This is a genomic window from Formivibrio citricus, assembly GCF_900115065.1.
Lineage (GTDB): Bacteria > Pseudomonadota > Gammaproteobacteria > Burkholderiales > Chitinibacteraceae > Formivibrio > Formivibrio citricus.
The window spans coordinates 1-15,136 of record NZ_FOVE01000014.1; the positions used below are offsets into that span (position 1 = coordinate 1).

Here is a 15,136-nt window from a genome sequence, read left to right on the forward strand (position 1 = left end):
GGCGGCGCCACGCAAGACATCACCCGCACCATCCGCGCCGTCCAGAGCGACACCGACGTCGCCGCCGCCCGCATGGAAGGCGTCCGCGATCAGGTCACCCTCGGCGTCGAACTCGCCGAAAAGGCCGCCCAGGCCCTGCGCGACATCAACGAAGGCGCCCGCGCCACCCTGGAAAAGACCCGCGAAGTCGCCAATGCCGCGCAGGAACAAAGTCAGGTCAGCAACAGCATCGCCGGCAACGTCGAACGCATCGCCCAGATGGTCGAAGAATCCGACGCCGCCGTGCAGGCTGCGCACGACCAGGTGCGCCAGCTCGATGAACTGGCGAGGGAACTCAATCAGGCTGCGGCGAAGTTCAGGCTTTGAGCGCGGCAAACGGCACAAAAAAACCGGTTCAAAGCCGGTTTTTTTGTGCCGCAAAGCCCCATGCGGGAGTAAAATTGCCCGCTTCATTTTTGACATGCCGTTTCAAGAGGTTAAGCCATGCCCGTCAATCTTCCCCCGCTCGATCCTGCCCAACTTCATCCCGTTCCCGGCGTGACGCTGGGTATCGGCTCTGCCGGCGTCAAGACACCCGGCCGCAAGGATGTGCTGGTGATGGTGTTGACGGAAGGCACTCGTGCTGCGGGCGTGTTTACGCAGAACCGTTTTTGCGCAGCGCCGGTGCGTCTGTGCCGCGAGTTTCTGGGGGGCGACAAGGCGATCCGCGCGCTGGTGGTCAATACCGGCAATGCCAATGCGGGTACGGGGCAGGATGGCGAAAACCGCGCGCGCACCATCTGCGCCGCGCTGGCTGAAAAGATGGGCTTGGCCACGGAGCAAGTACTGCCGTTTTCCACCGGTGTGATTCTGGAGCCGCTGCCGCATGAAAAAATCATCGCCGCGCTGCCGGGGGCGATTGCCGATCTCAAGGCCGACAACTGGGCGGCTGCTGCCAGCGCGATCATGACCACCGACACCGCGCCCAAGGCCGCATCGAAGCAGGTCGTGATCGGCGGCAAGACCGTGACGATCACCGGCATCTCCAAAGGCGCGGGCATGATCCACCCGAACATGGCGACCATGCTGGGTTACATGGCGACCGATGCTGCGATCAGCCAGTCGTTGCTGCAGAAAATGGTGAAGTACGCGGCGGATCGCTCGTTCAACTCGATCACGGTCGACGGCGATACCTCGACCAACGATTCCTTCATCCTGATCGCGACCGGCCAGGCCGGTAACACCGAGATCGCCGCCGCCGACAGCGCCGATTTCATCACGTTACGCGATGCCGTGACCGAAATCGCCCAAGTGCTGGCCAAGGCCATCATCCGCGATGGCGAAGGCGCGACCAAGTTCATGACGATCAACGTCGAAGGTGGCAAGACCCGCGAAGAATGCAAAGCCGTGGGGTATGCCATCGGCCGCTCACCACTGATCAAGACCGCGTTCTTTGCATCCGATCCCAACCTGGGGCGCATTCTTTGCGCGATCGGTTATTCCGGGGTCGAGAATCTGGACGTGAACACGCTCGAAGTCTGGCTCGATGACGTTCTGGTTGCCAGGGACGGTGGCCGCGTGGCTTCGTATCGCGAAGAAGACGGTCAGCGCGTGATGAAGAAAGAAGAAATTACGATCACCGTGAAACTGAATCGCGGGCAAGAAAATGCCACGGTCTGGACCTGTGACTTTTCCTACGACTATGTAAAGATCAACGCTGATTATCGCAGTTGATGTTTCTGCGACAGGGCAGAACGACAAACCCACCCGCAATGCGGGTCATTCCTTCAGGACGGGTGGGAGCAGATCTAAGATGGCTGCGAATCAATGGGTTGCAAGACCGGCCCGGCTTTGCCGGAGCTTGAAAAACAGTCATGCCCCGTTGCCCGCAGCCTGAACGGCACGCGCAGGCGTGCCGTTTTTTCAACTTGGAACCTGTTTACAATCTTGCTGCGAAGCCGTGATCGGGGCTCATGCGCTGCTCAAAATCCTCATGTACTCCTTGTACACTCCGGTTTTTGCGCTGCTCTTCACCCCGTTGACGGCTTCTCGCGACAGATCATGAACAGGTTCTTAGGGGAGGCTCTGGATGTACCCGCTATATCTTCTGCTTGCACTGGCTATCGGCCTGGTTGTGCCGCTGCAATCGGCCGTGAACAACCAGCTCAAGCACCTGATCGGCGGCAGCACCGTGCTGGCGGCATTTGTATCGTTTGCCGTGGGAACGCTGGCGTTGGCTGTCGTGGCCGTGTTCACGCAACAGAAATGGAGCGGGCTGGGGCAAATCGGCCAAGCGAGCTGGTGGCATCTGACCGGCGGGCTCATGGGCGCGCTGTTCGTGTTCGGTACCACGTTGCTGGCGCCCCGCCTCGGCGTCGTGGTGATGCTGGCGCTCATCATCTGCGGGCAGATTCTGGCTTCGCTGCTGTTCGACCGCTTCGGCTGGCTGGGATTGCCGGTGCGCGAGATTTCCACGCCGCGCTTGATCGGGGCGATGCTGGTTCTAGTCGGGGTCTTGTTGGTTAATTTCGGAGATCGGCTACGCTGACCAACGAGTAGGTCGGAAAAGCGTAGCGCCTTCCGACATTTGCCTGTCATGCGTCGGATGGCGCCTACGGCTTATCAGACCTACGCTAGCTCTCCCGTCGGGAGTGGGCAATCTCAAGGCGCAGCGACTTGTTTTTCTCCGTGCTCTCTGTGCCTCTGTGGTTCAACAGAGGTTTCAGGTCGGTGCCCCCAGATAGCGGCCGGTATCGATCTTCCACTTGGCCGGGTCTTCGTGGCCGGTGATCTTGTCTGCGCCGCCCTTGCCCATGGGCTTGGATAGATCGATTTCCAGCGGCGGGATATAGGCATTGGACTTGGTGCTGAAAATGGCCTTGACCTTCGGTGTGAGCAGGCTGCCTTCGTTCTGGTCGATGACCACGGCCAGCCGGCCGGATTCCAGTTTGACGAGCGAGCCCACCGGGTAGATACCCACGGTGCGCATGAAAGCCTGCACCAGCGCCGGGTCGAAGTGGAACTTGCTCCATTCCCAAAGCTTGCGCAGCCCTTCGGGCGCGGGCATGCCCTTGTGGTAGCAGCGGTCCGAGGTGATTGCGTCGTAGACATCGACGATAGCCGCCATCTTGGCGAACTGGCTGATCTCGTCGCCCTTTAGCTTGTGCGGGTAACCGCTGCCATCGACGCGCTCGTGATGGTGCAGCGTGATGTCGAGTGGTACTTCATGCATGCCCGGAATCTCGCGGATGATCTTCCAGCCTTCTTCCGGGTGGGTTTTCATGATGGCGAATTCTTCGTCGGTAAAGCGGCCGGGCTTGTTGAGGATTTCATTGGGCACCTTCATCTTGCCGGTGTCGTGCAACAGCCCGCCGATGCCGGCCAGCCGGACCGATTCGGCATCCATGCCCATGCTCCGGGCAAAGGTCACGAGCAGTGTGCAGACGCTGACCGAGTGCAGGAAGGTGTATTCGTCCTTGTCCTTGATGCCGGAAAGCCCGATCAGGGCGCCGGCATTGCGCAGGATGGATTCGGTGATGGCCTCGACCACTTCTTCCACCTGATCCATCTGCACGGCTTGCCCGAGGCGGACATCGTTCATGACCGAGCGCACGACCTTGTGCGCCTGCTGGTGGACTTTACGCGCACGTGCCATTTCCTCTGCGGCCGAAACGCGGATCAGTAGCGGTTCTTCGGCGGCCTTGATGATTTGGGCCTCGATCTCGGCCTTGACCTCGGCCGCGGTCGGCGCATCATCGCCCACGTCCAGCCCGCGTGAGGTATCGATGTAGAGTTCGCGCACGCCCAGTTGAACTATCTTGGCGATTTCGGCTTCGGTCGTGATCGTGAACTGGCTGCGCACGAACGGGTGATCCATCCACCCCACGTTCAGGTCGTGCAGATACATGCCGGTTTTGAGGCTGGAAACAGGAATTTTCTTGATCATGGCTGACCTCGCCACTACAGGTTGCGGTTTCGATAAGCACCATTCTAGAGCCAATGTCATGAGCTGGCCGGGTGAGAATAATTATTTATTCCTGTTATCTTTCACGCCTGCGCCCCGTACTTCAAAACGCACCGTATCGACGACTTTCCCTTTCTCGTCGAGCAGTTCCAGCCTGTGCGGCCCCGGCCAGAGCGGCCAGTCGATCTTGCGCCCCTTGCCGATGCGCTTGCCATCCAGCCTCCAGACGGCAGATGGGTTGTCGCTGGTAAAGGCGATGCGCTGGTTGGCGGGAGGGATGTCGGGGTCAAGCGCGTAAAGCGCGCCGTTGAGCGGCTGGCTGATGCGCGCGATACCGGGCTGGCGTGCGCTGGCCTGCGCCAGCCGGATGCGGGTTTGCGCGGTGCCGGGCAGGAACCATTCGTTGCGCGCGGGCTCGATGTTCTGCTCGTAGCTGATCCGGGCTTGTTTCAGGCCGGCAGGTGCTGCGGGCGGCGGACTGCGGGTGCCGGCGTGCAGCCGGTCCATGATCGCGTGCCAGACCGGCGCTGCGCCGGTGATGCCGGAAACGTCCCACATCGGCGCGCCGCTGGCGTTGCCTACCCATACGCCCACGGTGTAGCGGCGTGAAAAGCCTATGCACCAGTTGTCGCGCATGTCCTTGCTGGTGCCGGTTTTGACTGCCGACCAGTAGCGCGTGGCGAGCGGACTGTCGAGGCCGAAAGTCGCCGCGCGGGCATTGCGGTCGGCCAGGATGTCGGTCACGACGAAGGTGGCGAGCGGGTCGAGTGCCTTCCGGGGCGAGCCTGACCTGTCTTCCGGGCGCAGTTTCAGCGCGGTGAGCTTGCCGCCGTTGGCGAGCGCGCGGTAGGCGTTGGCGAGGCTTGCCAGCGTGACGTCCGCGCTGCCCAGCGCAAGACTGTAGCCATAGAAATCACCGCTCTGTTCCAGCGGCAGGTCCAGCCCGGCCAGGGTTTTCTGGAAGCGGTGCGGCGTGACCATGACCAGTGTGCGCACGGCCGGGATGTTGAGCGAGGAGCCGAGTGCCGTGCGTACGCTCACCCAGCCCTTGAAACGGTTGTCGTAGTTGCGCGGAATGTATTGCCCGTTGCCGGTGGGCAGGTTGACCGGCGAATCTTCGAGCAGCGATGCCGCGGTGAGATGCTTTTCCGCTATCGCCTGTGCATAGAGGAAAGGCTTGAGCGTGGAGCCGGCCTGCCGCCGGGCCAGAACGTTGTCCACTTCCGCAGCGGAGGAAAGCGGCCCGCCGGAGCCGATCCAGGCGAGCACCTCGCCGCTGGCGTTGTCGATGACGATGGCCGCCCCGTCTTCCACGTTGCGCCGGACCAGTTCGCGCAGATGGCGGCGCAGGGTGTCCGCAGCGAAACGTTGCAGACGGGCGTCGAGCGTGGAGCGGATCGTGGCGGGCGCCGTGAGGTTGCCAGCCATCCGGCGTGCGAAATGCGGGGCGATGCCTTCATCGCGTTGCGGTGTGGCCGGCGTGGTCAGCAAAAGGCGCGTGATGTCGGGCAGGCGGCTGCAATCCGGGGGCGGCGACTTGGGCGGCTGCATTTCGCGCAGCACGACGCAGGCACGCTGTGCGACCTGTTCGGGTGTGGCGTTGGGACCACGAACCAGTGCCGCCGCGAGCGCGGATTCCTCTTCGTTGAGCCCGCTCGGAAATTTGTTGAAAAGGCGCTGCGACAGCGCCGATACGCCGACCAATTCGCCGCGGAACGGCGCGAGGTTGAGATAGGCCTCCAGAATCTGGTCCTTGCGCCAGCTTCGCTCCAGCCAGCTTGCGGAGACGGCCTGGCCGACTTTCTGTCCGACGCTACGCCCGCCGGTTTTTTGCCGCAGGTCTTCGTCGAGCAGCCCGGCCAGTTGCATGGTGATAGTTGATGCGCCGCGGGTTTTGCTGTTCCACAGGTTGCCCCAAGTTGCGGCCCCGACGGCGCGCCAGTCCACCCCGCTGTGCCGGTAGAAGCGTTTGTCCTCGGAAACGATCAGCGCCAGGCGCATGGCCGGGGAAATCTCGTTCAGTTTCATCCAGTCGCCACGACGTACAGTTTTGTCGATGCGCAGACGCTGGATCACTTCACCGTGACGGTCGAGCAGAATGGCGTCGGAGGAATGGTAGCCCTGTTTGACTTCGCTAAAGCTGGGCAGGGCTTGGGCGGGCAGGGGGGCGAGCAGAAGCAGTGCCAGCAACAACCGGGAGGAAAGAGGGTGATTGTTTCGCGCACCCGGAAGGCTTTCCCCTTTACCCCGGCTCTCCTCTTTTCCCCCTCCCCCTTGCTGGGGGAGGGTTGGGGAGGGGGTAGAAATGATGGAATTCCATGACTCTACCCCCATCCTGACCTTCCCCCTGCAAGGGGGAAGGAATCCGTTCGGCTCCAATGAACTATCTGGCATCAATTTTTCTTCCAGAACGCTTCATCCAGCGTGTATTCGTGCAGCGCTTCCGGCTGGTCGGGGTTGGCCAGGACCACGCGCAGCTTTTGCGGCCCGCTGGCGGGTGAATGCACAATCCACGATGCCACCGTGTGCTGCTTGCCGTTGCGCCACAAGCTGTTGTCTGGTCCGTCGTTGCGGTCGCGGCTGATCGCGGCAAATTTCTCAGTCGTGAAAGGGCGCGGTGACTGGGTCAGCAATTCGTTGATGCGAGCTTGTCGGGTGCTGCTGCTCTGACCGATGGATACGTTGAACTCGGCCAGTTTGGGATCGAGGTAATGATTGGTATGGGTCTGCACGCCCTTGTCGACGACCCGGTAGCTGAATTTCCCATCCAGCCCGACCTCGGCGAGCAACACCTTGCTCCGGTCGGAAACAAGGTAGAAATTGGCGCGCGCGCCGGAGAACACCCTGTCGGCGTCGGCTGCCAGCTCATCCACGCTGGCGTAGCGCGACAGGATCGTGCGGATCACGCCGCGTTTGCCCGGCTGGTGCGCGCGCATTTTCTTGGGGATGCTGCTGGCCGAAGCCGAGACGATGCTCAGCCCTTTCTCGTTGATGCCGTTCTTGATTCCCGGATCGTTGTTGCCTTCGGCATACAGGCCGAAGAAGACATGGCCCCCGAAGGGGCGTTCGTACTTCAGAATCTGGACGTGATCCGGTGCCCAGTCGCGGTTTTTTGACAGCAATGTTCCACCCCCCGCATCCGGTCCGGCCGCTGCCCAGAGGGTGCAAGCCTGTGCGGGAATTGAAAGCAGCAAGACGAGAGTGGCGCTGAGGGCAAAGAAGGGGGGGCGCATGGGCATTACTTTATTTTCAGGCCATCGATGAATTGCTGGCATTCGTTTTCATACTTGTGGAAAAGCTGCTGGGATGTATAGCAGACTACTTGCACATTGCCACTCTGGTTGGCGTAATAGTTGCCGTAATAGAAGAATGGCAGGTTCTCGATTTTGGCCATGAATTTCAGGGTCAGGATTTCTTTCCCCCCGATTTTGCGCATTTCTTCGGTGATGATTTTTGCGTTGGGGTCGGCCTTTTTTGCGTGGTAGAGCGCAACACCTTTCATGGCATCCACCGTGGCCGGCATTTCATCCGAAATTGCCATGCTGAAGAGGGGGTAGGTGGTATGCCGGAATACCTGCAGGCCGTTGGTATCGCTGGGTTGTGGCTTCCACTTTGTATTGTCATAGGTAACCGAGAAGCCGGGAACGTTGGTTTGGTACACATTGCTTGGTTTTGGGAGCGACTTGTCCTGCGTGGTATCGAATAGCCATTGTCCATCGGTGCGCAAAATGACCTTGCGGCCATCTTCGGTAATGGCTCTCAGGTTTTTGTCTGCGGCCTGTGCCCCATGACTGAGAAAAAACAGCAGCAGGGTAGCGAACCAAATTTTCTTCATGTTTCTTCTCCGTTAAATGGGTTGTTTCGTAATGGCGCTTGAAGCCATCAGTTCTTGAGCTTGTGGTCCATTTCGATGATGTGCCGCATCAACCATGTACCGAGAAAATCCATCACGTCGTCGGAAAGGCGCAGTACACCGGATTCGTATTCGTCCTGCAAGCGGAAAACCTGCTCGATGAATTGGCTGTGTGCTTGTTTGTGTTCTTCGATTTCCGGATAGGCAATCTGATCCATGTACTCTTCCTCATGCCGGAAATGGGTTTCGGCGTAGAGAATCAGGTTGCGTAGCAGGGAGAGGATCTGGGTTTTGTCGTGGTTGGCTTTGTAGGCATCGTGAAACCGGTTCACCAGCAGGAAGAGATACTGGTGGTCCTTGTCGACGGTGTGGATTCCAATGCAGTAATCGGGGTTCCAGTCGAGAAGCGGCATGTCTGTTCTCCGGGCTGTCTGCTTATCTCAGGGTTTGGTTCAGCCACTGTGCCAACCGCAATCCGGCCCTGGTCATCTGTTCGCGAATCACCGGGATGGCCTGTTGCTGGTAGCGCTTGTCGAGTTCGACCGTGTCGGAGAATGGATTGCCGCAGGCAAAGCCGGGGAGCGGGTCGTAGGCATGCTTGCGGGCGATGGCGCGGCTTTCCTGCATCCATTGTTCCGGGGCGTCTTCCGTGAGAGAGGCAGATGTCGTCAGTTTGGCCGCAAGCGGGCCTTGCTTGAGCGCCAGAACGGCCAGTTCACTATCCCAAACCGTATGCAAAGTAGGATTCTTGCCGGTTTTGAGATTGACCAGTCGAACCTCGATTTTCTGCCCGGCGCTATCCTTGTTGCTGCCCGAATGCAACGGCATGTGCAGATCGCCGATCAGGTGAACTACCCATTTCAATGCCTCGTTCCGGGCACGGTGCGGCTGGCTGCGATCCTTGAGAATGGCGGTGTATTCGACGAGTTTACGGTCCACGCATTCACCGCGCTTGCAACCGCCCAGCCCCTCGCCGCAAACCGGGTTGCTGCGCGTGTGCCAGCTTTTGTAAGTCCCCTTGGGGGCGACATCGCGGATCTCGTCGGCCCAGGAAGCGACTTCGGCCAGCGTGGTGCGGCCGGACAATTTCCCCTCGGCATCCAGATCGCCTTTCAGCAGTTCGGTTACTTGGGCCTGTGCTGCCGGGGTGAGGTTGGCCGTGGCCAGATCGGCAATCGCCGCATGGCCTTTGCGGCCCCAGGCGTAGGCTTGGGGCGAGAGCAGTAGCAGTGTGGCGAAGAGGGGGAGAAGGCGTTTCATGTTTGGTGTCTGCATGGAATCTGCGTCCGTATACTTTGGATGCTGTGCTGTTGTGGCGCAACCGGAATCCTGAAGATTTTATGCGTCTGACGGTTTTACGGGGGATGGCAAGACTTAGCGAAGCAATCCGCCGGGCGCGGCAATTCAAGTGAGCGGGGTAATGACGGAATTACCTCTACATTACCCCGCGTGCCCTCATTACTTCACCCCCACCTTCATCTTCGCATTCGGCGTCTCCCCGAACATCTCCGGCGCGTACATCGCTTCAACGCGGGTCGGGGGCAGGTTGAATTCGCCGGCGTTGTTCAGGCGCACGGTGTATTCGACCTTGAAGCTGCCCTTGGGAACGTAGCCGTAATAGGCGCGGTAGCCTTCAAAGCTGCGTTCCTCGAAGGCCGGCCAGGCCCAGCCTTCGCGTTTTTCGCCCTGTGTGGCGATTTCCGAATCGCGGCCCAGCCCTGAGCCGAGCAGGGTGGCGCCGGCCGGGATCGGGTCGCTGACTACGACCCAGGTCATGTCGGTCTGGGCGTCGACTTCCAGCGAAACGCGCAGCACGTCGCCGCGGGTGTATTGCCCCTTGGTGGCTTGTTCGATGGCTGCGACGGTTTTCTTGACGCGGTAGCCGCTGGCAAAGGGTTGCTTCAGTTGCACGGCGGCGGTGCTTTGCACGGTGAGCCACGGCTTGCCGCTGCCCGCGTGCTGGACCAACAGGTTGTCAGCCTTCGCAGGCCACGGCAGCGCGATGGTGTTGTTCTTCAGCGTCGGGTTGCTGCCGATCACGGCCGGGCCGGTGCCTTCCGCCGGTGTGACCTTGGCAACGCGGCTCCAGTCCACGCTGCCGCTGGCCTTGCCGGTTTCCAGTATGGCGCGCGTGGTGCCGGCGACGGGGACGCTCTCGAATTTTTGCGAGAAGCGTTCCAGCGCCAGTCCGCCCCAGAGGTTGGCGGTGGTAGTGTGCCAGGTACCGTTGCGCTGGCGGCCGATCATGCCGGTGACCAGACGCGGCACTTCGTCCTGCCATTGCGGCAGTTCAAGCACGAGCGCCAACAGGCGCGCGGCGTTGACGTCGCCGTTGACCATCAGCCACCACCAGTAGTCGTTCTTCTCGGTGCTGAAGCCGAGGCGTGTTCCCTGGTAGGAGAGGCGGCTGCGCAGGATTTGCTCGGCCTCGTTGAGCCTTGCTTCGCGTTGCGGCAGGTTCGGCGTGCGCAGCAGCACGGCGTACCAGTCGATGACCGCCGAAGTGGGCCACTGGTTGGGAGTGAGCGTGATCGAGCCGAGCAGGCGCGGTTCGACCTTGCCCGAGCGCGACAGGGCTTCCAGTGCGGCGAGCTTGCGCACGTCCAGATCCTTGGCGGGCGACCAGTGCTCGCGCTTGATGCGACCTTCGATAAAGTTCACCAGCGCAGTTTCCATCTGCTCGCGTACCGCTGGCGGAATCGGATAGTTCAGCCCGAGCTTCCTGGCCTCGTCCGTGGCGGATAGCAGGTAAGCGGTGAGGATGTCGCTACCGCTACGGGTTTCGCCGTCGCGCGGCGGGAAGTAGCTCGCCAGCCCGTCGCTGTCGAGATAGGTTGGCAACTGGTTGACCACGGTTTGCCAGAGCTTCGGATCGCGCAGGCCCACGGCCTTGCTGGTTTTTTGCTCCAGGCAGACAAACGGGTAGCGGATGAACCAGTCGCGCACGGCGGGCAGCCCCTCGGCCAAACGGGGTTGCAGGGCCAGCCGCAATCCGCCGTGGCCCGGCAGTCCGTCCGCGGGTTGTTGGACCGGATACTTGAGGTTGCCGTCCAGCCGTATTAGCGTGGCCTGCTGTACCGTAACCGGGATTGCGGGAACCAGTTTTTGCGTGACCTTGAGCCGGTCGGCCACATTGCCGCCACCGATTTCCCTTGCCTCGATATTCCAGACCAGCTCGCCGCTGAGTGCCTGGCCCAGATTGGCGGGAACGGTGATCGGCCAGGCAATTTCGCGGGCCTCGCCGGCCGGGATGTCCACGGTCTGTGATTTGAGTTCGACCGGGCCGCGTCCGCGGGCTTCGACCTTCATGGCGCGCTGGGTCGAGTTGCGCAGGGTGATCTGCGCACGGAACTGGTCGTCCTCGCGCACCAGTGGCGGCAGGCCGGAGATGACCTGCAAATCCTGCGTGGCGCGGATCGTCGTCTGCCCGGTGCCGAAGCGGCTGACGCCGTGATCGGCAATGGCGACGATCTTGAAGCTGGTGATCGCGTCGTTGAGCGGCACTTCGACCGTGGCCTCGCCGTTGGCATCGAGCTGGACGTCGGACTTCCAAAGCAGCAGGGTATCGAGCAGTTCGCGCGTCGGTGCCTTGCCGCCACCCCCACCGGCGGGCACGGCTTTCTTGCCGTAATGGCGCCGCCCGATTATTTCGCTCTGCGCGGTGGCTGTTTCCACGCCCCAACTTCGTTTCTGCAACAGGGCGTCGAGAATGTTCCAGGTACTGTTGGGCATCAGCTCCAGCAGGGCCTGGTCCACCGCGGCCAGCGCGATTTCGCCGTTGGCTGCAGGGCTGCCGTCGGGCAGTTTCACCCGGATGCGAACCTTGGCCTTGCTGCGGATCGGGTAGCTTTCCTTGTCGGCTTTCACGTCGACATCGAGTTTGTATTCCGGGCTGTCGACGCGAATCTCGGCCACGCCCAGCTTGAATGCCGGCTTGGCCAGATCGACCATGGCGGTGGGCGGCGCATACTCCTCACCCTCGTCGCGGAAGGCTTTCCACCACTCGACCGGTTTCTTCCAGCCCCAGGTGAAGAAGGAGTACCAAGGCACATGCTCGACACGGCCACGGATGGCCAGCACCGAAACGAACACGTTCGGGCCCCATTCCGGTTTGATCTTGAGCGAAATGGTCGGGTCGTCACCGGAAATCTCGACGACCTGCGTTTCCATGATGCCCTCGCGCTCGATGGAAACCAGCGCTGTGGCGCGGCGGAACGGCATGCGCACCTGGAAGCGTGCGGTTTCGCCGGGCTTGTAGGCGGGTTTCTCGGGCAGTACGTCCATGCGGTCGTGGTTTTCGCCGCCGAACCACAGTTCGCCGCGCTTGGTCACCCAGACCGAGGTGGCCGAGCTGGTGGCATTGCCGGATTTGTCCCGTGCGACAACAACGAGGTCGATATTGCCGGCGTCTTCGAGCTTGACCTCGCACAGCAGCAGGCCGCGCGAATCGCTGTTGCCGGAGCACAGCTTGCCCAGATCCTTGGTCTCTGTTTTGCTGTCGTAGCTGTAGAAACCGCCGACCATGCGCTTGCGGTTGGTGGTCGTGACTTTGGCCTGGGCGCGTATTTCCAGCGGCACATCGGCCTGCGGTTTGCCGTTGAGATCGAGCGCTATGGCTTGCAGTTGCAGCTTGCTACGCACGGAAACCCAGCTATCGGCCTTGATGCCGGCAATTACACCGGCAGGCCAGAGGGTGGCGAGGCTGCGGATGGTCTGTACTTCGCCGTTCGGGTCGCTGAAGCTCGCTTCCAGCAGTAATTCCTTCGGTGTTTTGACCTTGGGCAGAGCGGTGAGCTTGAGCTTGCCGGTGCCGTTCTTGTCGAGCGTGAGCGGCAGCTTGTCGGCCACGAGTTTTTGTTCGGGATCGCGGCTTTCTTCATCCGAAGCTTCTTCTTCGCCGCCGCGCCGCGATTCGCTGGGCGGGGTGAATGAAAAACCGGGATAGTCCGGGAGCATCAGCGACTTGGCGCGCACGAGCGCCGAAACGCGCACGGCCAGGTTGGCTGCGCCGCCGCCGGAGATGTAGTTCACCTGCACGTCGAGCGGGGCTTCCTTGACGTTGACGAGCGGTGCTGCCTTGGCGCCTCCGGCTGGTGCGATCTTGCCTTCGAGTACGGGCAGGCGGAATTCCTCGACGCGGAAGATCACGCTGCCCGATCCGTAGCCGTCGTCGCTGCGTTGGGGCAGGCGGACTTCATACTGCCCCAGTTTGGCCGCTGGCGGGACGGTGAAACTGCTTGCGGCGCTTTTGCCTCCCGAGGCCGTATTGCGCCAGGTCAGTGGAAGCTGATAGCGCGTGCCGCTTCCCACGTGTTCGATGATGACCTTGTCCGGGAAGCTTGTCGGCAGCGCAAAACCTTTGCCGGTTTCGGCGCGGACAAAGTGCTTCATGGAGAGGGTTTCTCCGGCGCGCAGCAAGGTGCGGTCGAGCACGGTATGGCTGCGCAGCGTGGGCTTGAGCGAGTAATCGGTCGAGACATTGAAGCGCCAGGATTCGATGCCCTTGTTCCAGTCGGACAGGGTAAAGGCCATGTCCTCAACGCCTTTGGCATCCTTGGCGCGGGCGGAGACGAAGAAACCGTTCATGCCGGGACAACTGCGTGGCTCCGGCAGGGGTTTGTCGATGAAGGCAACCCCTTGCGCATCGGTTTTGCCCGAGGCCAGCTCGTCGCCGTTGCAGTTGGAAATGCGTACCTCGGCGTTGGCGACCGGCCGGCCCTTGTCGAGGGTGGTCACCCAGACCGCCGCATTTTCACGCCCGCGCTTGAAATGCACGCCGAGGTTGGTGACAAGCACACTGGTGCGCACGTACATGGATGCGTTGCGTTCGAGCAGCGCCTTGCCGAGCATCGGTGATTCGATTTCCACAACGTGGAATCCCGGCTGTTGTAGCGGAATGCCGACGACTTCGAACGGGCGCTTGTCGCCCTGTTCCGGTTTGGGCAGCGCGATGGACTGGGCGGTTTTTTCCTTTTTCAGCAGCGAAACGGTGCGGGTTTCGACCAGTTTCTTGGGATCGCCTTCGCCCTCATTGTCCGAACCCTTGCCGGCCATGATCTCGGAGAGCGTTTTCTTCGAGTAGCTTCTTTCATGCAACCGGTGGACCAGTTTGAACCAGCGGATGATTTCGGCATCGCTGCTGATTTTCAGGTCGGATGCCCGGCTGGCGTGAAGGTTCTTGATCCCCAGGCTGGCTTCGACACTGCGCAACGTGACGGGCAAAAGCGGGGGCATGTCTTTTTCGGCAAAACGTTCGACGATGCCGAAGGGGGCCGCAGCGAACTTGGCGAGCGGGGGCATGGTGCCGGTACGGCTCTTGAGCGGGAACTGGTCGGCATTGACGAGCGGGCGCCCCATTTCATCCTTGAAGTTCTTTGGCAACTCGACGCTGATTTCGACGCTCTCCGGGAACGGCGGTTTGAACTGGACCGAAGTGAGCGAATCGCTTTCCTCTCGTTTGTCGAGGAAAGGTTTGAATTTCCCTTCCGGCGTTTTCAGGACGATGCCTTCGGCCTGTTTGCGGCTGATCGTGGCGTTGAACTGCAGCGTGATCGGGCGCAGCGGAATGCACGGCGCGTTGGCGTTTTCCCGCTCGCAACTGAAGGTGGCCTTGAACGGCTCTCGCACCGTGAAGCTGAAGCGTTTTTCGATCTTGTTGATGACCCCTGAAGGCGTGGCGACGCCCTGGCCGAACACGAGCTGCATGGCTGCCCCCGCCGGCAGTTTCTGCTGGCAGCGCGCCATGGCCACACGCTCCGCTTCCTTGTTCAGGCGGAAACGGTCCAGCAAAGCCTTGCGGTCGCTGCCATCGACCAGTTGCACGGGAATACGCTCACCCACGCCCTTGGCCTGGCACCAGACGTTGGCCTGCAGGCTTTCTGCCTTGACGGGGCCGTTGAGCTGCAGGATGAAGATCTGCTCTTCGTCGATGGTCGCTCCGTCGTACGGGCGAGTATGGGTGACATAGGGGCCGCCGGTGTTGAAGCGGTATTCGCCGGGGCCTTGCAATGTGTTGCCGGCAAGGCTTTTCAGACCGCTGACCGGTTTGGCGCTGCATTTGACCCCGGGAGGCAGGTCGCGTGTGAAATCGAAGACCCAACGTTTGTCATCCAGCCAGCGCCCCTGGCCTTGCGCGGCTTTGGCGTCGGAGCATTCTACCGTTAGCGGTGCGGGCGCCTTGGGGTCGCCAAAGCGCACCATCGCCTCATCGAAGCGGGTCACGAGCTGGCGCACTTGCGCGACCTCCCCCTGGGGCGTGAGCGATGAAATCCGGGCGGCGAAACCGGGTTGGATGGTCAGAGCGAATGCGGTGGAAAGAAGGGCAAGGCGTGGGCGCATGG

General features: G+C 61.3%; 10 protein-coding genes. 3 read left to right on the forward strand and 7 right to left on the reverse strand.

Translation table 11 applies throughout. The features are described 5' to 3' along the window. From BMZ36_RS09665 to BMZ36_RS09675, 3 genes are all read left to right on the forward strand, one after another. Positions 1-366, forward strand: a 366-nt coding sequence (locus BMZ36_RS09665; protein ID WP_245747875.1) for a methyl-accepting chemotaxis protein, incomplete at its 5' end; no start/stop codon positions are given. A 117-nt stretch (positions 367-483) separates the two neighbouring features. Beyond that, positions 484-1,713, forward strand: coding sequence for a bifunctional glutamate N-acetyltransferase/amino-acid acetyltransferase ArgJ (gene argJ / locus BMZ36_RS09670; protein WP_091195274.1), 1,230 nt, complete (start codon positions 484-486; stop codon positions 1,711-1,713). Between the two features lie 355 nt (positions 1,714-2,068). Continuing rightward, the gene (locus BMZ36_RS09675) at positions 2,069-2,527 is read left to right on the forward strand and encodes a DMT family transporter (RefSeq protein WP_091195278.1); all 459 of its coding nucleotides are present in this window, start codon (positions 2,069-2,071) and stop codon (positions 2,525-2,527) included. 174 nt (positions 2,528-2,701) lie between these two features. On the opposite strand, the gene BMZ36_RS09680 is transcribed toward BMZ36_RS09675, so the two are convergent. The 7 genes from BMZ36_RS09680 to BMZ36_RS09710 form a co-directional block, all read right to left on the reverse strand. Beyond that, a complete protein-coding gene (locus BMZ36_RS09680; RefSeq protein WP_091195281.1) occupies positions 2,702-3,925 on the reverse strand; it encodes an HD-GYP domain-containing protein in 1,224 nt (407 codons plus the stop codon). An 81-nt stretch (positions 3,926-4,006) separates the two neighbouring features. Next, a complete protein-coding gene (gene pbpC / locus BMZ36_RS09685) occupies positions 4,007-6,133 on the reverse strand; it encodes a penicillin-binding protein 1C (RefSeq protein WP_218142692.1) in 2,127 nt (708 codons plus the stop codon). A gap of 203 nt (positions 6,134-6,336) precedes the next feature. After that, positions 6,337-7,176 carry a carcinine hydrolase/isopenicillin-N N-acyltransferase family protein gene (locus tag BMZ36_RS09690; protein ID WP_177187844.1) on the reverse strand — a complete coding sequence of 280 codons (840 nt, stop codon included), beginning with the start codon at positions 7,174-7,176 and terminating at the stop codon, positions 6,337-6,339. 5 nt (positions 7,177-7,181) lie between these two features. Continuing rightward, entirely contained in the window at positions 7,182-7,778 is a 597-nt protein-coding gene (locus BMZ36_RS09695; protein ID WP_091195293.1) for a hypothetical protein, read from the reverse strand. Positions 7,779-7,825: 47 nt separating this feature from the next. Beyond that, on the reverse strand, positions 7,826-8,209 hold the full coding sequence (locus tag BMZ36_RS09700; RefSeq protein ID WP_091195296.1) for a bacteriohemerythrin: 384 nt from the start codon (positions 8,207-8,209) through the stop codon (positions 7,826-7,828). Between the two features lie 22 nt (positions 8,210-8,231). Next, positions 8,232-9,056, reverse strand: a complete 825-nt coding sequence (locus BMZ36_RS09705) for a S1/P1 nuclease (RefSeq protein WP_177187845.1) — start codon at positions 9,054-9,056, stop codon at positions 8,232-8,234. A gap of 198 nt (positions 9,057-9,254) precedes the next feature. Beyond that, on the reverse strand, positions 9,255-15,134 hold the full coding sequence (locus BMZ36_RS09710; protein WP_091195302.1) for an alpha-2-macroglobulin family protein: 5,880 nt from the start codon (positions 15,132-15,134) through the stop codon (positions 9,255-9,257). Positions 15,135-15,136 lie beyond the last annotated feature (2 nt).

Coding starts and splice junctions, on each gene's coding strand:
- BMZ36_RS09705 (WP_177187845.1), bottom strand. CDS start 9,056: ATGAAACGCCTTCTCCCCCTCTTCGCCACACTGCTACTGCTCTCGCCC.
- BMZ36_RS09675 (WP_091195278.1), top strand. CDS start 2,069: ATGTACCCGCTATATCTTCTGCTTGCACTGGCTATCGGCCTGGTTGTG.
- BMZ36_RS09695 (WP_091195293.1), bottom strand. CDS start 7,778: ATGAAGAAAATTTGGTTCGCTACCCTGCTGCTGTTTTTTCTCAGTCAT.
- BMZ36_RS09700 (WP_091195296.1), bottom strand. CDS start 8,209: ATGCCGCTTCTCGACTGGAACCCCGATTACTGCATTGGAATCCACACC.
- BMZ36_RS09680 (WP_091195281.1), bottom strand. CDS start 3,925: ATGATCAAGAAAATTCCTGTTTCCAGCCTCAAAACCGGCATGTATCTG.
- BMZ36_RS09710 (WP_091195302.1), bottom strand. CDS start 15,134: ATGCGCCCACGCCTTGCCCTTCTTTCCACCGCATTCGCTCTGACCATC.
- BMZ36_RS09690 (WP_177187844.1), bottom strand. CDS start 7,176: ATGCGCCCCCCCTTCTTTGCCCTCAGCGCCACTCTCGTCTTGCTGCTT.
- argJ (WP_091195274.1), top strand. CDS start 484: ATGCCCGTCAATCTTCCCCCGCTCGATCCTGCCCAACTTCATCCCGTT.